The 19,306-nt window shown below is 63.1% G+C and carries 21 protein-coding genes; 6 read left to right on the forward strand and 15 right to left on the reverse strand.

The annotated features are described in order from the left end of the window. Positions 1 to 113: 113 nt before the first annotated feature. The 3 genes from E2I15_RS12750 to E2I15_RS12760 all read right to left on the reverse strand — a co-directional run bounded on the left by E2I15_RS12750 (position 114) and on the right by E2I15_RS12760 (position 4,267). Positions 114 to 893 carry an enoyl-CoA hydratase/isomerase family protein gene (locus E2I15_RS12750; RefSeq protein WP_137478579.1) on the reverse strand — a complete coding sequence of 260 codons (780 nt, stop codon included), beginning with the start codon at positions 891 to 893 and terminating at the stop codon, positions 114 to 116. Between the two features lie 79 nt (positions 894 to 972). Then, entirely contained in the window at positions 973 to 3,072 is a 2,100-nt protein-coding gene (locus E2I15_RS12755; RefSeq protein WP_137478580.1) for a molybdopterin oxidoreductase family protein, read from the reverse strand. Between the two features lie 124 nt (positions 3,073 to 3,196). Further along, positions 3,197 to 4,267 carry an ABC transporter substrate-binding protein gene (locus tag E2I15_RS12760; protein ID WP_246668024.1) on the reverse strand — a complete coding sequence of 357 codons (1,071 nt, stop codon included), beginning with the start codon at positions 4,265 to 4,267 and terminating at the stop codon, positions 3,197 to 3,199. Positions 4,268 to 4,472: 205 nt separating this feature from the next. Here E2I15_RS12760 and E2I15_RS12765 point away from each other — a divergent pair, with 205 nt between their 5' ends. Together E2I15_RS12765 and E2I15_RS12770 are read left to right on the forward strand one after the other, a co-directional pair. Continuing rightward, on the forward strand, positions 4,473 to 5,393 hold the full coding sequence (locus E2I15_RS12765; RefSeq protein WP_422109837.1) for a tripartite tricarboxylate transporter substrate binding protein: 921 nt from the start codon (positions 4,473 to 4,475) through the stop codon (positions 5,391 to 5,393). Between the two features lie 39 nt (positions 5,394 to 5,432). After that, positions 5,433 to 6,140, forward strand: coding sequence for a molybdate ABC transporter substrate-binding protein (locus tag E2I15_RS12770; RefSeq protein ID WP_137478582.1), 708 nt, complete (start codon positions 5,433 to 5,435; stop codon positions 6,138 to 6,140). On the opposite strand, the gene E2I15_RS12775 is transcribed toward E2I15_RS12770, so the two are convergent. Continuing rightward, positions 6,137 to 6,943 (reverse strand): SDR family NAD(P)-dependent oxidoreductase, encoded by an 807-nt coding sequence (locus tag E2I15_RS12775; protein ID WP_137478583.1) that lies wholly within the window; start codon positions 6,941 to 6,943, stop codon positions 6,137 to 6,139. The genes E2I15_RS12770 and E2I15_RS12775 overlap by 4 nt on opposite strands. 23 nt (positions 6,944 to 6,966) lie before the next feature. On the opposite strand from E2I15_RS12775, the gene E2I15_RS12780 reads away from it, so the two are divergent. Both E2I15_RS12780 and E2I15_RS12785 read left to right on the forward strand, forming a co-directional pair. Next, positions 6,967 to 7,287 carry a hypothetical protein gene (locus E2I15_RS12780; RefSeq protein ID WP_155262352.1) on the forward strand — a complete coding sequence of 107 codons (321 nt, stop codon included), beginning with the start codon at positions 6,967 to 6,969 and terminating at the stop codon, positions 7,285 to 7,287. Positions 7,288 to 7,390: 103 nt separating this feature from the next. Continuing rightward, a complete protein-coding gene (locus tag E2I15_RS12785) occupies positions 7,391 to 8,485 on the forward strand; it encodes an amidohydrolase family protein (protein ID WP_137478585.1) in 1,095 nt (364 codons plus the stop codon). 64 nt (positions 8,486 to 8,549) lie between these two features. On the opposite strand, the gene E2I15_RS12790 is transcribed toward E2I15_RS12785, so the two are convergent. Both E2I15_RS12790 and E2I15_RS12795 read right to left on the reverse strand, forming a co-directional pair. Continuing rightward, positions 8,550 to 8,819, reverse strand: a complete 270-nt coding sequence (locus E2I15_RS12790) for a hypothetical protein (protein WP_137478586.1) — start codon at positions 8,817 to 8,819, stop codon at positions 8,550 to 8,552. 132 nt (positions 8,820 to 8,951) lie between these two features. Then, the gene (locus E2I15_RS12795; RefSeq protein WP_233285806.1) at positions 8,952 to 9,620 is read right to left on the reverse strand and encodes a Crp/Fnr family transcriptional regulator; all 669 of its coding nucleotides are present in this window, start codon (positions 9,618 to 9,620) and stop codon (positions 8,952 to 8,954) included. On the opposite strand from E2I15_RS12795, the gene E2I15_RS39210 reads away from it, so the two are divergent. Then, entirely contained in the window at positions 9,613 to 9,765 is a 153-nt protein-coding gene (locus E2I15_RS39210; RefSeq protein WP_246668025.1) for a hypothetical protein, read from the forward strand. The two genes, E2I15_RS12795 and E2I15_RS39210, sit on opposite strands and share 8 nt — an antisense overlap. A gap of 218 nt (positions 9,766 to 9,983) precedes the next feature. Here the strand turns inward: E2I15_RS39210 and E2I15_RS12800 are convergent, their stop codons facing one another. Genes E2I15_RS12800 through E2I15_RS12820 form a run of 5 tightly spaced genes read right to left on the reverse strand, consistent with a single transcriptional unit; the run spans position 9,984 to position 14,539 of the window. Then, a complete protein-coding gene (locus E2I15_RS12800; RefSeq protein ID WP_137478587.1) occupies positions 9,984 to 10,823 on the reverse strand; it encodes a phosphodiesterase in 840 nt (279 codons plus the stop codon). Between the two features lie 3 nt (positions 10,824 to 10,826). Further along, the gene (locus E2I15_RS12805) at positions 10,827 to 11,891 is read right to left on the reverse strand and encodes an ABC transporter ATP-binding protein (RefSeq protein WP_137478588.1); all 1,065 of its coding nucleotides are present in this window, start codon (positions 11,889 to 11,891) and stop codon (positions 10,827 to 10,829) included. After that, positions 11,888 to 12,673, reverse strand: coding sequence for an ABC transporter permease (locus E2I15_RS12810; RefSeq protein ID WP_137478589.1), 786 nt, complete (start codon positions 12,671 to 12,673; stop codon positions 11,888 to 11,890). The genes E2I15_RS12805 and E2I15_RS12810 overlap by 4 nt, the downstream gene beginning before the upstream one ends. Positions 12,674 to 12,677: 4 nt before the next feature. Beyond that, positions 12,678 to 13,493 carry an ABC transporter permease gene (locus E2I15_RS12815; protein ID WP_137478590.1) on the reverse strand — a complete coding sequence of 272 codons (816 nt, stop codon included), beginning with the start codon at positions 13,491 to 13,493 and terminating at the stop codon, positions 12,678 to 12,680. Positions 13,494 to 13,531: 38 nt separating this feature from the next. Then, complete coding sequence (locus E2I15_RS12820) at positions 13,532 to 14,539, reverse strand: ABC transporter substrate-binding protein (protein WP_137478591.1); 1,008 nt, start codon at positions 14,537 to 14,539, stop codon at positions 13,532 to 13,534. Between the two features lie 194 nt (positions 14,540 to 14,733). Between E2I15_RS12820 and E2I15_RS12825 the strand changes: the two genes are divergently transcribed. Next, positions 14,734 to 15,885, forward strand: a complete 1,152-nt coding sequence (locus E2I15_RS12825; protein WP_137478592.1) for a zinc-dependent alcohol dehydrogenase — start codon at positions 14,734 to 14,736, stop codon at positions 15,883 to 15,885. 36 nt (positions 15,886 to 15,921) lie between these two features. Here the strand turns inward: E2I15_RS12825 and E2I15_RS12830 are convergent, their stop codons facing one another. The 4 genes from E2I15_RS12830 to E2I15_RS12845 are packed head-to-tail and all read right to left on the reverse strand — an operon-like array spanning position 15,922 to position 19,277. Continuing rightward, complete coding sequence (locus E2I15_RS12830; protein ID WP_137478593.1) at positions 15,922 to 16,626, reverse strand: ABC transporter ATP-binding protein; 705 nt, start codon at positions 16,624 to 16,626, stop codon at positions 15,922 to 15,924. A 3-nt stretch (positions 16,627 to 16,629) separates the two neighbouring features. After that, entirely contained in the window at positions 16,630 to 17,400 is a 771-nt protein-coding gene (locus E2I15_RS12835) for an ABC transporter ATP-binding protein (RefSeq protein ID WP_137478594.1), read from the reverse strand. Next, positions 17,397 to 18,383 carry a branched-chain amino acid ABC transporter permease gene (locus E2I15_RS12840; RefSeq protein ID WP_137478595.1) on the reverse strand — a complete coding sequence of 329 codons (987 nt, stop codon included), beginning with the start codon at positions 18,381 to 18,383 and terminating at the stop codon, positions 17,397 to 17,399. The genes E2I15_RS12835 and E2I15_RS12840 overlap by 4 nt, the downstream gene beginning before the upstream one ends. Before the next feature lie 9 nt (positions 18,384 to 18,392). Continuing rightward, positions 18,393 to 19,277 carry a branched-chain amino acid ABC transporter permease gene (locus E2I15_RS12845; RefSeq protein WP_137478596.1) on the reverse strand — a complete coding sequence of 295 codons (885 nt, stop codon included), beginning with the start codon at positions 19,275 to 19,277 and terminating at the stop codon, positions 18,393 to 18,395. Positions 19,278 to 19,306: the final 29 nt, after the last annotated feature.

A 19,306-nucleotide genomic window follows, 5' to 3' on the forward strand; every position in this document is an offset into this window, starting at 1 on the left:
CAAGTGGCCGTGTCGAACGCCGGCAGCCCCCCGTTACTTTGCATGGGGTTGTTTTCGATATTTTGGCAATGAGCCCTCCCCGCACGTGGGCGAGATGAAGCAGAGTCCGCCGTTCAGCGCCCGGTCCAGGTCGGCTTGCGCTTCTCGCCGAAGGCCTTGAGACCTTCCTTGGCATCCTCGGTCATCGCGAGCAGCGCGATCTGGCTTTCGGTGTAGGCGATGCTTTCATCGAACGACATCGAGGCGATCGCCCGCATCGCGTATTTGCCGCGGCGGATCGCCGTCGGCGACTTGTCGACGATGCGGCCGATCAGCCAATCGACCTTGGCGTCGAGTTCGGCCGCCGGCACCACATAGTTGAGCAGACCCGCAGCCTGCGCGGCCCTGGCATCGAACGGCTCGCCGGTCAGCGCCCATTCGTTGACGAGGCGCGGCGGGGCGATCGATTGCAGCAGGCTCAGCACCTGCATCGGGAACACGCCGACCTTCACCTCGGGCAGGCCGAAGATCACGCCATCGGCAGCCACCGCCATGTCGGTCATGCACAACAGTCCCATGCCGCCGGCCATGCAGACGCCTCCGACCCGCGCGATCGCGGGCTTGGTCGCGCTCTGCGACAGCCGCAGCAAGTCGGCATAGTCGACATTGGGGCGCGAGAAATCCATCGAGAATGCCGCGCCGCTGTTCTGCAGATCAGCGCCGGCGCAGAACGCCTTGTCGCCAGCGCCGGTCAGCACGATGACGCGGACGTCCTTGTCATCATGCGCTTCGCGATAGCCCTTCGCGATGCCCGCGATCACACCGGCATTGAGCGCGTTGCGCTTGTCCGGGCGGTTGATGGTGATCCAGAACGCCTGCCCGCGCTTTTCGAGAAGAACGCTGTTGTCGGTCATGTTTCCTGCCTGTTTTCTTAGCCGTGCGCCGTTGCCAGCGGACATTTGCGGCAGGATCGGCGCCGACTGCAAGCAGGATTTATGCGGCGGCCGATGCCTTCCGGATCCAGACCTTGTTGTCGTGGAATGCGGCGCCGCCGAGCGGTGCGACGGCCTCCGCCCCGGTCAGCATGTTGATGCCGCGCCCGCCGATATGGGACTTGTTCGGATGGATCGACTCGGCGATCAGCACGCCGCGGCGAACGCCATCGAACAGTCTCGCGGTCAGCGTGGTCTCGCCGCGCATGTTGCCGAGCGTCACCGCATCGCCATCGGCGATCGACAGGTCGGCCGCATCGTCGGGATGGATCATCACGGTCGGCACGCCCTCGCGGGCCTGCGACGACGGCGTCTCGTTGAAGCTGGTGTTGAGGAAGCTGCGGGACGGCGAGGTCGCGAGCCGGAACGGATGCTGCGCGTCCGCCTCCTCGATGATGGTCCAGTGGTCGGGCAGCGAGGGCATCTTGTCCCACGCGCCCATCAGCCCGCCCGCCCCGACCGGCACCTTGCCCCAATCGACCTTGAAGTGAAACTTCTTGTCGGGATGGGCAAAGCCGTCGAGATAATGCGAGGTGCGGAAATCCGGCTGCAGATCGCGCCAAATGTCGGCCTCCAGCGCCTCGATCGTGCCGTGACCGCTCTTCTTCAAGGTCGCATCAATCAGCTGCCGCGGCGTCATGTCGAAGCCGGGATGCACGGCATTGAGCCTGCGGCCGAGCCCCTGCATCACCTCGTGATTAGAACGGCACTCGCCGGGCGGATCGATCAGCTTCGGGCCGACCGAGATGTGCTGATGGCCGCCGCCGTAATAGAGGTCGTCGTGCTCCATGAACATCGTCGCCGGCAGCACGATATCGGCCATCTGGGCCGTCTCGGTCATGAACTGCTCGTGCACCGCGACGAACAGATCCTCGCGGGCAAAGCCCTGGCGCACCAGAGCCTGCTCGGGCGCCACCGTCATCGGGTTGGTGTTCTGGATCAGCATCGCCTTGACCGGCCCGCCGCCGCGCAGCGCCTCGGCATCGCCGGTCAGGATACGGCCGATCTTGGATTGATCGAGCACGCGTGTCGAGGGATCGATCGCGTCGTGGCCTTCGATGATCGACTCGTCGAAACGCCAGATTGCGGCATTGTTGAAGAACGCGCCGCCGCCCTCATATTGCCAGGCGCCGGTCACGGCGGGAATGCACGACGCAGCGTGCATCTGGGCGGCGCCGTTGCGGCTGCGGGTGAACCCGTAGCCAAGACGGAAGAACGAGCGCTTGGTCGTTCCGACCAGCCGCGCGAATGCCTCGATCTCCTCGACCGGCACGCCCGAGATCGCTGAAGCCCATTCCGGCGTGCGGGTCTTCAGATGCGCCTCCAGCTCGTCCGGGCAGTCGGTATAGCGCGCAAGATAATCGCGATCGGCAAATCCCTCGCCGAACAGCACATGCATCACAGCGCAGGCGAAGGCGCCGTCGGTGCCCGGCCGCAGCAGGATCTTGATGTCGGCCTGCTTCATGGTCTCGTTGTTGTAGACGTCGACCGCCGCAATCTTCGCGCCGCGCTCCTTGCGCGCGCGGGATGCATGCGTCATCACATTGACCTGGGTATTCACCGGATTGGTGCCCCAGATCACGACGAGGTCGGAGACGCCCATCTCGCGGGGATCGACGCCGGCGATCTTGCCGGTCCCGGCGGCAAAGCCGATGCGCGCGATGGTCGCGCAGATCGTGCCGTAGAAGCGTGAATACTTCTTCACATGCGACAGCCGGTTGAGGCCGTCGCGCATCACCAGCCCCATGGTGCCAGCGTAATAGTAAGGCCAGACCGACTCGGCGCCGAACTCCCGCTCCGCGGCATCGAATCGCGCCGCGATCTCGTCCAGCGCCTCGCCCCAGGAGATCCGCGCGAACTGGCCGGAGCCCTTCGGGCCGGTCCGGCGCAGCGGATACATCAGCCGCTCGGGATGATGAATCCGCTCGGCATAGCGCGCCACCTTGGCGCAGACCACGCCGGCCGTATAGGTCTGCTGTTTGGAGCCTCTGACTCGACCGATCGAGCGGCCCTCGATCACCTCGACGTCGAGCGCACAGGCCGAGGGGCAGTCGTGCGGGCAGGTGGAATGGCGGATATCGACCTTGGCATGCTGGTTCATGGCCAAATTGGTAACATCAAATGCCCCCTCCGCCGAGGGGCATTATTGACCCAGTCCGCGCGAAATCCGGGCACGTGCCATGCGGCTAGCGCCCGGATGGGCAGCTATTGGCCGAGCTGCCCCATCAGACGCGGAAGATGCGGGTGTAATGCGATTTGATCGATTCCCCTTCCCGCTCCACCGCCACCGGATCGTCCTTCATCGTCTTGATGTCCTTTAGCGGCCTGCGTCCAGCCTTCTCCTTGGCCTGCGCGTGGACGGATCTGAGGCCGCCGATCTCGACATTGAGCTGCTGGCCCTCGCGCCCGAGCGCGAAGGACTGGAACAGCCTGGCGGCATTCGGATGCGGACAGTCCTTGAAGATCCCGTTGGGGCCGACGATGATCGGCGAGCCCTCGGTGGCGTAGACCGGCTCGACCGGGCGGCCGGCCTCCTTCATCTGGAAGATGTTGTATTCGTTGCCGTCGGCCATGACAGCACGCTCGCCGAGATCGAGCTTCTTGGGTGGATCCGTCGAGGACTGCACCTGCATGATGTTCTGCTTGGCGAGCTTCTCGAAGAAGCTCCAGCCGAGATCGCGCTGCATCTGATAGGTCGCGGTCATGATGGTGCCGCTGTAGCCGGGATGCGCCTTGACGATCTTGCCTTTCCACTTCGGATCGAGCAGATCGGCAAAGCTCCTGGGCGCCTCCTCGGCCTTCACGAGATTGGTGTTGTAAGCAATGATCGAAAGCCAGACCCGGAAGCTTGCGAATTGCCCGTCCGCGTCGCGATGCTCCTCGGGATAGTATTTCGCGACCTCCTCCGGAACATAGGGCGCGAGAATGCCGTCGCGCTTCCACACGATGAAATGTGCGGCGTCGGAGGAATTGACGACATCGACGGCATGAATGTTGCTGGAATATTCCTGGCCGATCCGCTGGAACACACGCTCCGCGCCGGTGCGTTCGACGCGCACGGTGATATCGGGATATTTCGCTTCAAATGCCCTTGCCAGCTTCTCGGCAACCGGCAGATCGGTCGACGTGTAATAGACGACCTGCCCCTCTTTCTTCGCCGCCTCGATCAACGTCGGCGTCACCGGCTCCGCAGGTGGCGCGGCGGCCATCACGCGCGTTGAAAGAGCGGCCCCAGCCAGCACCGCGCTCGAGCCCTTCAGCATGTCGCGGCGCGATAGCCCAGGATGTTTCCTCATATGATTCCCCGCACGCGATGGCGAAGTTTGAGTACACCGTCCCCCCGCACTTATTCCGATGCGCGAAAACGGAGTCTGTCGTCGACAGAAGCTTCAAGTTGCAGCTAGACTTCTGATCAAGAAACAAGACTAAAGTTGGGGGATTCAGTCAATGGCGAGCCTGCGATACGCCTTGGTGTTTGTCGCGGCGTTGCTGACCGTGTCCATGGCAGGCTCATACGCTGACGCCGAAGACTATCCTGCACGGCCGGTCAGGATCATCGTTCCCTTTGGTCCCGGCGGTCCGGCCGACGTCGTCGCGCGACAAATCGGCGGCATCTTGCAGGAAAGCCTCGGCCAGCCCTTCGTGGTGGAAAACCGCACCGGCGCCGGCGGCGTGATCGGCACGCTCGAGGTCGCAAAGGCACCGGCCGACGGCTACACCCTTCTGATGATGTCGAACACCCAGACCGCGAACGAATCGCTGGTACCGCAGCGCAAATATGAGTTGATGCGCGACCTGACACCGATCGCGGCGTTGAACACCTCGGATCTCGTGATCGTGGTCCACCCCGCCGTGCAGGCAAAGACCTTGCAGGAGTTCATCGCCCTCGCAAAGACCCAGCCCGGAAAGCTGAACTATGCGTCGTCAGGTCAAGGCACGCCGTATCACATGGCGGGCGAGCTGTTCAAAGCCATGGCCGGGATCGACGTCGTGCACGTGCCCTACCGCAACAGCGGCGAAGCCCGCGGCGGCGTCATCGGCGGCCAGGTCCAGATGATGATCGATGCCGTGCCGGCGATGGCGCCGAATGTCGCCGAAAACCAGGTGCGAGCGCTCGCGACGACCGGCAAGACTCGTTCGACGGTGCTGCCCGACGTTCCGACGGTGATCGAGGCGGGCGTGTCCGGCTATGAGGCAACGATCTGGCTCGGCCTGATGGCCCCGGCGGGCACGCCGAAGCCGATCATCGACAAGCTCAACGCGGCGGTGGACGCGGCGATCAGGCGGCCGGAGGTCGAGAAGCTCTGGGCCGCGCAGGGCGCGGCGCCGATGACCATGACGCCGGAAGCATTCGACGCATTCCTGCGCGCCGATATCGTGAAGTGGGCAGACGTCGTCAAGAAATTGGACAAGCCCCAATAAGCACGCAACGGCGAGTCCGGGAGCGAAGGAACAGGGCTCATGAAGACATTGAACATCCTGAGTGGCGGGGCGGCGCAGGGCCTGGTGCGCAGCCTTACGCCTGCGTTTGAAGCCGATACCGGCCTGGCCATCTCCGGTGATTTTGGCGCGGTGGGCGCCATGGCCGACAAGTTACGCACTGGCGTTGCAACCGACATTGTCATCCTGACTGCGGCGCTGATCGCGAAGTTGGCCGACGAAGGGCTGGTCTTGCGCAGCTCGATAACGGACATCGGCCGCGTGGAAACCGCCCTTGCCGTTCGGGCCGGCGATCCGTCGGTCAGCGCCGACGACGCGGCCAGCCTGCGTGCGGCGTTGCTCGCGGCGGACGCGATCTTCGTGCCCGATACGAAGGCGTCGACGGCCGGAATTCATGTCGCCAAGGTGCTCACGCAGCTCGACATCGCTGATGTCGTCGCGGATCGCCTGAAGATCTTTCCGAACGGTGCGACCGCGATGCGACATCTGGCCGAATCCGGAGACCGGCGGCCGATCGGTTGTACGCAATCGACCGAGATCATCAGCACCAAGGGCGTCGTGCTGTCGGGCAGCTTGCCGCCAGGATGCGGGCTCGCCACCACGTACACCGCCGCGGTTGCGACGCAGGCTTCGTCTGGGTTGCAGGCGCAACGCCTGATCGCGCTACTGACATCGTCGGAAACGTCTGAGCTCCGCAACCAGGCTGGCTTTTCTTCCGACGCAACCTAGCGCGCCAGCTGCGTAAGCCCCGTCGGCGGCCCATCGACCGCGGTCCAGCCGCCATCGACGAACAGCGTGCTGCCGCTGACATAACTCGCCGCGTCCGATGCAAGGTAGGCGACGGCGGTCGCGACCTCGTCGGCGCGGCTCCAGCGATTGAACACGGTATGGCCGGCATAGAGGTTGTAGATATCGGGCCGCTGCTTGAACGGACCGGTTAATGCGGTCTCCGCAATGCTCGGCGCGATCGCATTGACGCGGACGCCGGATCGCCCGACCTCGGACGCGAAGCCCTTGACCAGAAGGCCGATCGCCGCCTTGGTCGATCCATAGACTGCAAGCCCCGGCTCGATGGTCACGGCACGCACCGAGGAACATGCAATCAGGCTGCCGCCCTGTTGCTTGACCATGATGCGGCCGAACGCCTGGAAGAACCACACCGTGCCCTTGACGTTGAGGTTGATGACGCGGTCGAGATCCTCCTCGGTGTAATCGAGGATGGTCTTGCGGATATTCAGCCCCGGCGTCGTCACCGCGATGTCGATCCGCTGGAATTCCGCGAGCGCCCTCGCCGCCAGCACCTCGACGTCGGCACGATCGGCCGCATCGCAACTGGCTGATGTTGCCGATCCGCCCTGCTGCCGGATTGCAGCAGCCGTTGCCTCCGCGCCCTCCTGTGCTCGATCGGCGCAGAGCACGCGCGCGCCGAGTGACGCCAGCGCTTCGGCCGAGGATTTACCGATTCCCGAGGCCGCTCCCAGCACGACGGCGGTTTTCCCGCTGAGATCGAATAACTTGCGATAGTCGGTCACGTGAATCCTCCCTTCGGCGACGCATGCCGGAATGCAACACTTTCCCGATTTGCTTCAGGTTCGACACCGAGGGCAAGCGCCATCTTGCACAAGCGCGGCAAACGCGTCTGCATTGTGGGCAGAAGCGCGCCCGCGCACTGAATATCCGCTGGAAAAGTGCATTGTACCGGGCATCTGTCTCGACCTGCGCCACATCGCGCCGCGTGCCGAAGATCGCCGAACAGCTGCGCAACGACGGCCTCGAGGTGCTTGCGAACGGGCCCGATGGCATGCGCAGGCGTATTGCAGACGAAGTGCCGAAATGGCGCGACATCATCGCAAAGGCGGGGATCAAGCCGGTCTGAGCAGATCAACGTTGCGCGACACGCACAGCGTGTGATCTTGCGAGCATTAGCCAGCATCCCTAGGCTCCCCGTCCATAACAAAACAACCGGGGAGGCGATCGTCATGACCACAAGGCGGGATTTCCTGAAAGCGGGAGCAATGGCGGCGGCAGGCATCGTGTTCTGCGGCTGCGGGCTCGTCCACAACGCAAATGCGCAGCAATCGCGCCAGCAACTGCCGGTCACGGTCAACGGCAAACGTGTCAAGACCATCGACATCCATTCGCATTGCCATTTCCGCGAGGCGGGCGCGCTGCTCGGCGCAGACGCCGGAAAATATCAACTGCCGCCGGTCAACGGGGCCGCGGAAGCCTTCATCGAGATCGACAAGCGGCTGGCCGCGATGGACGCGCAGGCCGTCGACATGGAAGTGCTTTCGATCAATCCGTTCTGGTACGACCGCGACCGGGACCTTGCCGCGCAGATCGTGAAAATCCAGAATGAGAAGCTCGCCGAACTCTGTGCCTCGAAGCCCGACCGGTTCGCGGCTTTCGCCTCGCTGACGCTGCAGGCACCGGACCTTGCGGTGCAGGAGTTGGAGACGGCGGTGAAGAAGCAGGGGCTGAAGGGCGCGGCGATCGGCGGTGTCGTCGATGGCGTCGAATTCTCAAATCCGAAGTTTCATCCGGTATGGGCCAAGGCCGAGGAACTCGGCGTCCCTTTGTTCATCCATCCGCAGGGCGTGCCCGAGCTCAACAAGCGGCTCTCCGGCAATGGGTGGCTTGGCAACACGATCGGCAATCCGCTCGAGACCACGATCGCGCTTTCTCACTTGATTTTCGAGGGCACGCTCGATCGCTTCCCGGGACTGAAAATCATCGCCGCGCATGGCGGCGGTTATCTCGGCTCTTACGCCGACCGCTCGGACCATGCCTGTCTGGTTGGACCCAAGGGATGCAATCCGGAGATCAAGCTCCAGAAGGCGCCGGCTGAATATCTCAAACAGATTTATTTCGACTCCCTGATCTTCACGCCTGAGGCGATCAGGCACCTCGCCGCCCAGGTCGGCGTCGGTCAGATCGTGCTGGGAAGCGACTATCCCTATCCATGGCAACTGGCACCGGTCGACCACATCTTCGCCTCGTCGTCGCTGAGCGACGATGACAAGGCCAATATTCTCGGGCGGACCGCAGCAAAGCTGCTCGGCGTAGCCGCGTGAGGACGGCTTGCTGCTGGACAGGCAGCTATCGTCGCGCCGTGCCGCGCGACGATAGCATCAACGATCAGTAGGCCTTCACCGTGCGGATCTCGTTGCCCGGCCGAACCGTTGGTGCCATCTGCGCGATATTAGGTATCGGATCGGTGTAGACGGCGTCGGTTCCGACGAACTCGGCTTGCGCCGCATCCGATATCCATCTGACCGCCGCGGGATGACTGACCAGCATCCCGATCAACGCAACGATGACGAGCAGCGGCAGCGCGACAAGCTTGATGCTGAAGCTCTGGTAGTTGTGCTGTGCATCCTGCCGTCGCTTATCGAAAGAGCTCTGCATGGATTCTTCCATATTGTGCTCCCCCTGACGCGTCACTTACCGCAGCGCACGCAAGGCCGATGTGAATGGCTTCACAGGCCCGTTCAGCTCACCGTTTCGGGAAATGCGCGACAGACCGGGCAGCCGACGCGACTACTCGCCGTCGTTCGCGCCAGCGTCGACCAGCTCCTGGAGCGTCTCGGGCTTCAGCACGACGATCGCGCCATGCTCAAGCCTGACCCAACCGCGTATCGCCCATGCGCGGAGCTGCTTGTTGATGCTCTCGCGCGTCATCCCGACCATCTCGCTGATCTCCTGCTGGGTGATCGAGATGGTGCGCCCTTGCGGCTTGTGCTTGTCGCTCAGGCGCAGCAGCGCGCTGGCCAGGCGGCCGGGCAAGTTCTGCAGGATGACCTGCTCGACCTGGTCGCTGGTCCGGCGCAACCTTTCGCAAAGCAGTTCGATGAACTTCATCGCAAGCGTCGGCTGGCTGCGCACGAACGGAATGAACTCGCGCCGGTCAATGACGAACAGCTCGCAATTGGTGTTGGCGGTGGCATCGGCCGTCCGCGACAAGCCGTCGAGCAGCGCGATCTCCCCGAATATCTCACCGGCCTCGATCAGGTTCAAAATCGCATTGCGACCATCCGGCGACGAGATGCTGATCTTGACCGTGCCCGAGATCACCGCAATCAGGCTGGTGCCTGGATCGCCTTTGGAAAAGATCGTCGTCCCCCGCTTCAGCGTGGTGTGCTTGGCGTAGCGGCAGAGCTGATCGAATGCCTCGGGCTCGAGATCGGCGAAATAGGGATGCTTGCGCAACACCGACAGCCTGTCGTTCGAAAACAACGGCGCGCCGGAAGTTCGTTCTATGGGCGACGCACCGGTCATCGTGATCCAGACTGATTGTGTTGCGTTCAATCGGCCCGCCAGCACAGCGGACGCCGACAAAGCCATCGATCAATGAAAGCAGACGGAAGTATAGCCCCCCCGGGGGTCTACAGCAACAAAGGTCCGAGCCGGCGCATTGGGATGGAGGACATCCAAGGTACAATTTGGAATAAATCTGCGCCGATGCAACGCTCAATTGCAAGCTGCGGGCTGCCCTTGATTTGACACGCCCGGCCCATCCACGACAATCTCGCTTGTCAAAATCCCGTCTGTGCGAAGGGTCAACGCGCCAACTCACAGCAGCTTGCCGTCTGGCCCAAAGAACGGATGCGGCCCGTCAAACTGACCGATCGCGACCTGGTGCGTGACCAACTGTCCAAAATCCGGCCCGGGAAACCACGTGTGCAAGTGAAATGCCGGCGGTTCCACCTTGAACGATGGTTCGCGGAGCTGTCCAAGGTCCAGGTCGACCGCATGGTTCGGCGCGGGGCACAATGTGACGGGAATCCCGGCAAAGGAGGTCAGCATGGCACGATGGACGTGCCCGCACCCAATCAAACGCACCCGCGGGTGACGCCTGACGATTGCTGCCAGTTCTGCGGCATTGAAAAGGTCCTGGCGGTCCATGTGCCAGATGCCGCCCTTGAACGGCGGGTGATGCAGGAAAAGCAGCGCGGGCCGGTCGGCTGCCGCCGCCAGCGTCGCGTCCAGCCATTGCAGCGTCGACGGTTCGAGCATGCCATGAGGCTTCCCGGCAACGCTTGAATCAAGCAGCAGCAGATCGAGCCCATTCACCTCGATCCGCTGGTCGAGCGGGCCTGTTCCGTGATCATAGGGTGCGGCAGGAAACGCGGCGCGCATCCACGCACGCGAGTCGTGATTGCCGGGAATTCCGGCAAACGGAACGCGCAGCGGCTCGAGCAGGCGCTTGAGATGGTCGTATTCCTCGACCGACGGCGTATCGACAAGGTCGCCTGAGATGACGACGAAATCGGGCGCCGGCTCGAATGCACTGAGCGTGGCCACGCAGCGCTCAAGCGCCTTCGCGGTATCGACCCGGCCATAGGCCAATGCTCCCGGCGGCTTGATATGGAGGTCGGAAATCTGGGCGATGAGGACCGGTTTCGACGGCATCGATCAATCTCGTGGTTCGGAGGGGAGCAGACGGACGGCGTCGGGCGCAATCGAAAGCCCGACACGATCGCCGATCCTGGCTTGAATCGTGTTGGAAGCATCGACATTGAGCGGCTTGCTCGATGCACCGCTCACGACGAGCCGCTGTCGGTCGCCGATGAAGCTGACGGAATCGACGATTCCCGAGAGCAAACCCGTCCCCGCCTCCGTCACGCGAATGGTTTCTGGGCGGATCATGACGGTCTCGTTCGCGGTCGTCGCTGCACCCTCGATCGGCAGTCGCCCGCCGGGCAGGATCAATACGCCGTTCTCGACCGGAGCCTCCACAATGTTCGCCGCTCCGATGAACTCCGCCACAAACCGGTCCTTCGGCGCGAAGTAGACCTCGCGGGGCGTGCCGATCTGGGCGATTGCGCCTTTCCGCATCACGACGATCCGGTCGCCCAATTCCATGGCTTCGGCCTGATCGTGGGTGACATAGATCGTCGTGATGCCAAGCGCACGCAACAGCCGGTTGAGCTCGCTCCGCAGCCGGTCCCGCAACGCGGCGTCGAGCGCTGTCAAGGGCTCGTCGAGCAGCAAGATGCCGGGCCGGATCGCGACGGCGCGCGCCAGCGCGACGCGCTGGCGCTGGCCGCCCGAAAGCTGGTCGATGCGGCGATTCTCCAATCCCGTGATGTTCGTCAGCGCAACCAGTTCGGCGACGCGTGCGGTGCGCTCGCCCCTCGCAACACCGCGGATCTTCAGCCCGTAGGCGATATTGTCCGCGACCGTCATGTTGGGGAACAGGGCGTAGGACTGGAACACCATCCCGACATTGCGCCGCTCGATCGGGACCGAGGTCATGTCCTTGCCGTCGAACAGAACCTTGCCGCCGACATCCGGCAGCTCGAGCCCTGCGATGATGCGCAGCATCGTGGTCTTGCCGCAACCAGACGGCCCAAGCAGCACCATCGTCTCGCCGCGCGCAATGTCGAGGGTCGCGGGATCGAGCGCGCGCGTGCCGTCGGCAAAGGTCTTGCCACACGCCTCGATCCGCACCGCTGCGCCATGCCCGGCCGCACTCATCGCTTGTGATCCCTGTCGGCCAGCAGCTGCATCGCGACCAGCAGCGGAATGATCATCACGAAGAAGATCAGCGTATAGGCTGAGGCCACTTCGAGCCGCATCGAAGCGTAGCTGTCGGCGAGCCCGATCGGTAGTGTCTTGGTCAACGGCGTATGCAGCATCCAGGTCAGGTTGAATTCACCGAGCGACAGCGTGACCACCATCAGCGCCCCGGCGAGAATTCCCGGCAGTGCGTTCGGCACGATGACGTCGCGGAATCGCCGCCATGGCGACGCTCCGAGCGAGGCCGCCCCCTCATCCAGCGTCTTGATGTCCACGGTGGCGAACACTGCCATCACCGACCGCACCATGAACGGCATGGTGAAGATCACATGTCCGACCAGGATGAACAGCCAGGAACGGCGAAAGTCGCCGAAGCTGCCATAAGCGAGCAGCAGTGCAAGCGCAATCGCAAGCCCGGGGATCGCCAAAGGCAACGTGATGATCTCCTCGACGATGCGCGCAAGCCGGCCTCCCCGCGCGTGCAGCGCATAGGCTGCGGGAACGCCGGCGAGCAGCGTGACGGCAAGGGTCGCGAATGCGATCACGAAGGAGACCAGGATGGTGCCGGCATAGAGCTCCCAGACCTGTGCGACCCATTGCAGGGTCACGCCGGACTGGATGCCCCGGAAGTAATTGACGGTCACGCCGGCGGAGATCGACAGCCCTGCGGGAACCACCAGGAAGCCGGCGACGAGCAGCGTGAAGATGAACTGACCGGTGAAGATCAAGCGATCGCGCATGCGTTCACCCGGCCGCCGCGACCGCGCTGCCGCTGAACGAGCGGGCGAGCGCGAGGATGAGCCAGGTGATCAGGCCAAGTCCCACCGACAGCGCGGCCGAGGTCGCGAAATTCGCGGCCAGCGTGAACTCGGTGTAGATCAGCATCGGCAGCACGTCGATATTCGTCGCCAGCGTAAACGCAGTCCCGAAGGCCCCCATCGCGGTCGCAAATGCGATCGCGCCGGACGCAACGAAGGCCGGCGCCAGCGCGGGCAGCACGACGTCACGCTGCACCGCCCAGGGGCTCGCGCCGAGCGAACGCGCGGCTTCTTCCAGACCGACATCGAGCTTCTGCACGGCCGCCATGATGGTGAGGATGACGCGCGGGATCGAGAAGTAGAGGTAGCCGAGGAACAACCCGTAGATCGAATAGGCGAAGACGAACTTCTCGCCGAAGATCCGGTTCGACAGATCGCCGATCAGCCCCTGCCGCCCCGCCAGCAGAATGATCATGAAGCCGACCACCACGCCGGGAAACGCCAGCGGAAAGGTCAGCATCGCGATTAGCACGGCCCGCCCGGGAAAGCGGTGCCGCTGCAGAAACATTCCGGCTATCGTCGCCACGATCAGCGTGACTACCGTCGTTGCCGCGGCCAGGAGCACGGTATTGATCAGCGTCGCGCGATAACGAGCTTCGGTCATGATGGCGAGATATCCGGCGAGCCCGTGCGGTCCTTCGGCACCCGCGACCACCAGCCGTGCCATCGGCAGCAGGAAGAATGCCGTGGTCACGACCGCGAGCGGCAGCAGGCAGAGCCAAACGAAGGATTTTTGCGACATCGGAAGAATGGTGCCCCGGCGAAGGGCACCATATTGCCTCAGCGAACCTCGGCGAGATAGCGGTCGACGAAGGCTTTTTGCACGTTTTCCATCTCGCCCCAGTCGACGCTCTTGGCGCGTGCATAATCGCTGTCGGGGAGAAATTTCCCCTTCACGGAAGCCGGCAGCTCGATCGGGCGGGCCGGACGCAGATAGGCATTGGTCCAGATCGCCTGCCCCTTGTCGGACAAGAGATAGTCCATCACCCTCTTGGCCTTCTCCTTGTCGGGCGCGTTCTTCACGAGACCAACGACATAGGGAAACACCACCGACCCCTCGCAGGGAATCACAAACTCGAAGTTACCCTTCTCCGAGTACTTCGCGCGATAGGCATTGAAGTCGTAATCGAACAGGATCGGCATCTCACCGGAGACGACGCGAGCATATGACGTCTGCTTGGGTACGATCGGATCGTTCTTGCGCAGCTCCTTGAAGAAGCTGATCGCCGGGTCGAAGTTGCCTGGCGAGCCGCCGAGCGCCAGATTGACGGCGACCGCGCCGACATAGCCGACCGCCGCCGACGACGGGTCGAGATAGCCGACCATCCCCTTGTAATCGGGCTTCAGGAGATCCTTCCAACAGGCCGGCACCGGCTTGCCGCCGAGCGCATCCTTGTTCACGAACAGGCCGAGCGTGCCGGAGTGGATCGTGGTCCAGTAGCCATCGGGGTCCTTGAGGCCGGCCGGGACCTGATCCCAATGCGCCGGCTTGTAGGGCTCGAGCGCTTCCTGGGCCTTGGCCTTCATGCCGAAGGTCACGCCGAAATAGCCGATATCGCCGACCGGATTGCTCCTCTCGGCCAGGATCTGGGCCAGCGCCTGGCCGGAATTCTTGTTGTCATGCGGAATATCGTAGTTGAGGTCCGCCTTGATCGCCTTCAGCATCGACGCCCAATCCGCCCATTCCGGCGGACAATTGTAGCAGATCACGTCGGCCGCCCTGGCGGATTGCCACGGCGCGATCAGCGTCAGCGCCAGCAACGCAAGGACAAGGCGGACGGTCTTCATGGGAGGCTCCGGTCTGGGAGTGGATGCAATGAGGATTTCAACATCAACCGGGCGACCAAGTATAGGCCGCGTATGAACGTTTTGCGACGCGCTTGCTGCCGTGCAGCAAATGCAGTGGCTCCAATGCCAACGATCGGATGCTCGCGACTGCCGGTCGTTTCGCGCTAGGCTGTCAACCAAAAGAGGAAGCGCCCATGTATCAGCCGCACGGCGTCAAGACGTCGCCCGACCTTCCCGCCCCCGACCTGATGGCAGCCTGGGTCCTTGGTGACCCCGATCAGCTCCTGCTTCGCGAAAAGCCAACGCCGGTCCCCTCGCGTGCCGAGGTGCTGGTGCGCATCGACGCGGTTGCGATCTGCGCCACCGATCTCGAAATTATCCATGCCGGGTCGCCGGCAAGCATTCAAGGCGGCCTGCCCTTCAACAAAAACTTTACGCCGGGCCACGAGTACATGGGCACGGTCGCCGCACTCGGGCCGGACGTTGACGAATTCAGTATCGGTGAGCGGGTCAGCGTCGAAATCCATGCCGGTTGCGGCCAGTGCAAACGCTGCCGCCAGGGCATGTACACATCCTGTCTCAACTATGGAAAGCCCGAGAAGGGCCACCGCGCCAACGGCTTCACGACCGACGGCGGTTTCGCCGAATACGCGGTCAACCACATCAACACGCTGGCGCGCGTACCGGACAGCATGAGCGACGCGGAGGCGACGCTTGTGGTGACCGCCGGGACGTCGATGTATGGCTTGACGGAATTGGGGGGATTGGTGGCCGGCGAGAGCGTCGTGGTGATCGGCCCGGGGCCGATCGGGCTTCTCGCAGTTGCCGTGGCCAAGGCGCTTGGTGCAAGCCCGGTGATTCTGACCGGCACGCGCAACAAGCGGCTCGCGATCGGCCAGGAACTGGGGGCCGACCGCGTCATCAACATCAACGACGAAGACGCCGTTGCGGTCGTGAAGCAACAAACAGGGGGGATCGGCGCGGACTATGTCGTCGAATGTGCCGGCACCGAAGCGACACTCAACCAGGCCATTCATATGACCAACCGTGGCGGCAAGATTTGTCTGGCCGCCTTCCCGCACGAGGCCGCGACGCTGGATATCGCGCATCTCGTGCGAAACAACATCTACGCTTACGGGATCCGCGGTGAGGGCCGCAGCGCTACTCACCGCGCCATGGAATTGATGGCAGCGAAGCGGTTCGACGCAACAAGAATCCACACGCATACGTTTCCGCTGGCCGACCTGCCGACGGCGCTCAGATATGCACGGGATCGCGTGGATGACGCGATCAAGGTCGTCGTCACCACTCGCAAGGCCGACGCGATCGCGCGCGCCGCGGAGTAAGGTCTAATCGCGCCGGCGGGAGACCGGAAAGCCCGCTCACACCGAACAATATCGTTCCTTGATCTCGTCGTCGGCCAGCAAGGTCTGCGCCGACGCCTGGTGCACCACTGCCCCCTGATCAAGGACGTAGGCACGATCGGCGATGCCAAGCGCGAGCTCGACGTTCTGCTCGACCAGCAGCACCGTCGTCCCCTGCGCCTTCATGTTGCGGAACAGCTCGAACATCTCGTCGACCAGGACCGGCATGATGCCCTCCGAAGGCTCATCCAGCATGATCAGGTCGGGCTTTGCGATCATCGCCCGCGCGATCGCCAGCATCTGCTGCTCGCCGCCGGACATCGTGACCGCCTCCTGGTCCATACGCTCGGCCAGCCGTGGGAATACTCCTGCCATCTCGTCGATCAGCTCGGCTTCCCGCTTCTTCGCCGGCGACGCCACCAGTCCGAGCCGCAAATTTTCCCGGACCGACAGTCCCTGCACAATCCGCCGCTCTTCGGGAACGTAGGCAAGTCCGAGCGCGAAGCGCACATGCGGCGGCCGGCTCAGCAGCTCCACGCCCTTGAAGGTGACCGAGCCGCGCGTTCGTCCCATCAACCCCATGATCGATTTCAGCGTCGTCGTCTTGCCGGCTCCATTGCGACCGATGAGGCAGACGATCTCGCCTTTGGTCACCTCGAGCGTGACGTCCTGCAGCGCGTGACTTGCGCCGTACCAGGCATTGAGCTTGCTGATCTGCAGCATCCGTCAATGCTCCCGTTGGCCGAGATAGACCCGCTTCACCGCCTCGTTCTGCCGGACCTCCTGCGGCGTTCCTTCGGCGAGAAGTTCTCCGTGGTGCAGCACGAGGATGCGATCGCTGATCCCGAGCACCAGCTTCATCTTGTGCTCGACGAGGATGACCGTACGTTCCTTCGCGAGCTTCACGATCAGATCCATCATGATCCGGGTTTCCTCCGGGCTCATGCCGGCCGTCGGCTCGTCCAGCAGCAGCAAGCGGGGTTGGCTGGCAAGCGCCATGCCGATTTCCAGCGCCCGCTGCTCGCCATGGGCCAGCGTCTTGGCGGCACGTTCCCGGGACTCCCACAATCCGACCAGGGCCAGCAGCTCGTCCGCCCGCTCGACCAGCTCGGTCAGGCGCGCGCGGGGACGCCAGATGTCGTATCTCGACACCAGCGCCTGCAGACCAACGCGGATATTTTCACGGGTCGTGAGCTGCGGAAACACGCTGGTTATCTGAAAGGACTTTGCGATGCCCATATGCGCAAAGCAGTGCTGCGGCAGGCCGGTGACATCTCTGCCCTCGAATTCAACGCTGCCTTTGGTGGGCGCAAACGCACCGCACAGCAGGTTGAAATAGGTGCTCTTACCGGCCCCGTTCGGACCAATAATGGAGGTGATCGCTCCTCTGGAGAACTCCGCCGAGATATTGTTCAGCGCGACAAACTTCCCGAACGTCTTGCCGACGCCCTTGGTGCGCAGAATGATTTCTTTGGTTTGGTCTTCCGCGGCACTCATCGCCTGCCTCGCGCGATCAGCGTGCCCCAGATGCCGGCGGGGAAGAACAGCACGCACGCAATGAAGATGGCTCCCACGATCAGTTGCCAGTGAACGGTCCACACCGAGACAATATTCTCCAGGACCAGGAACACCGCGGCGCCGATCATCGGCCCGAAGAACGTCCCCATACCGCCCAGCAATGCGATCATCACGACCAGGCCCGACGTCTCGTAGTGCAGGATCTCGATCGGAACGATCGACAGATGCAGCGCCTGCAAGGCTCCTGCGAGACCGCAGAAGCCGCCAGATAAAACGAAGGTCAGCAAACGGGTCTTGGTGACGTCATAGCCTGACGCGCGCGCGCGCATCTCATTCTCCCGCACGGCCTCAATGACGGCGCCAAATGGCGAGGCCAGAATGCGCGACATCACGAAAAAAGCGGCAATCACGAAAGCCGCGATGACATAGTAGCGGATCATCGGATTGATGAAGTCGAGCCGCAAGCCGAACAGATCGATGGTGCGGACGTTGATGCCGCGGAGGCCGTTTTCGCCGCCAGTGAGGTCAACCGCTTGATAGAAGAGGTAGTAGATACATTGCGACAGCGCCATCGTCACCATCGCGAAGTAGATGCCGCGGGTTCTGATCGCGAGCACGCCAATCAACGATGCCATCAACAGGCCGCCGGCGATCCCGGCCGCGATGGCCGCATACCATGGCCAGCCAAAATGCACGATGGCGATGCCACCGAGGTAGGCACCGGTTCCGAACAGCGCCGCGTGACCAAACGACAGCAGACCGAGATAACCAAAGACGAGGTTGAAGCCGACGGCGTACAATCCATAGATCAGGATGTTCACCGCGAGGGCCGTGAACGGCATCACCAACGGGAAGATCAGGATCACCGCGGCCGCAATGCTGGCGCGATGCCGCGTTGCGAATTCGTACCAACTGCCCGTCGTGGCACGAGGCTGTTTGATGGATTCGGTGGCTCCGGTCATCCCTGGCTCTCAGCTCATCAATCCGGCACGGCCGAAGAAGCCCTGGGGACGAACGATCAGGACGATCGCCATCAGGGCAAAGATCGAAACCTTGGCCATCTCGGGTGCAAACAGCGACGTCAGGCTGACCACCACACCGACGAGGAGGCCCGCCAGTACGGCGCCACCGATCGAACCCATGCCTCCTACGACCGTCACCACGAACGCCTCGGCGAGAATCGTGCCGCCCATCTCGGGAATGACGCCTTGAAGCGGGGCAGCCAGCAGCCCGGCAAAGCCCGCAATCGCGGTGCCTATCCCGAACACGATCAACCAGACCTTGGAAACGTCGACCCCAAGGACGCGGACGATTTGCGGATCGCGCGCGCCGGCGCGGATGATGAGCCCGAAGCTGGTTTTTTCCAGGAACAGCCAGAGCGCCAACAAGACGACGGCCGTCGCGCCGATCACGAACAGGCGGTAGAGTGGAAAATATCCGACACCGATGTTGACAGCCCCCTGCAGAAGCTCGGGCGTATCGAAGGGATAACCAGTCTTGCCGAAGGCAATGCGCACGCATTCGACCATGACGTAGCTCAGCCCGAAGGTCAGCAGTAGCGGATAATCGATGCCGCGGCCGTAAAGCGGCCGGATCAGCACGCGCTCGACGGCAAGGCCGAATAGCCCGATCAGGAGTGGTACCGCCAGCAAGCAGAGCCAGAAATTGCCGCCGATCGAAATCAGGTACAGCCCGACATAGGCGCCGACCATGTAGAACGCGCCATGGGCGAAGTTGACGACGGTCAACATCCCGAAAATCAGCGAGAGGCCGATCGCAAACAGCACGTAGATCGCGCCGAGCGCCAGCCCGGCGAATAATTGCAATGCAATCAGGTCAAAGCTCAGGCCCGCCATTTGTCCCCCTCAGCACGGCGCGCACCCGC

It is taken from the genome of Bradyrhizobium sp. BR2003, assembly GCF_009720285.1.
GTDB lineage: Bacteria > Pseudomonadota > Alphaproteobacteria > Rhizobiales > Xanthobacteraceae > Bradyrhizobium > Bradyrhizobium elkanii.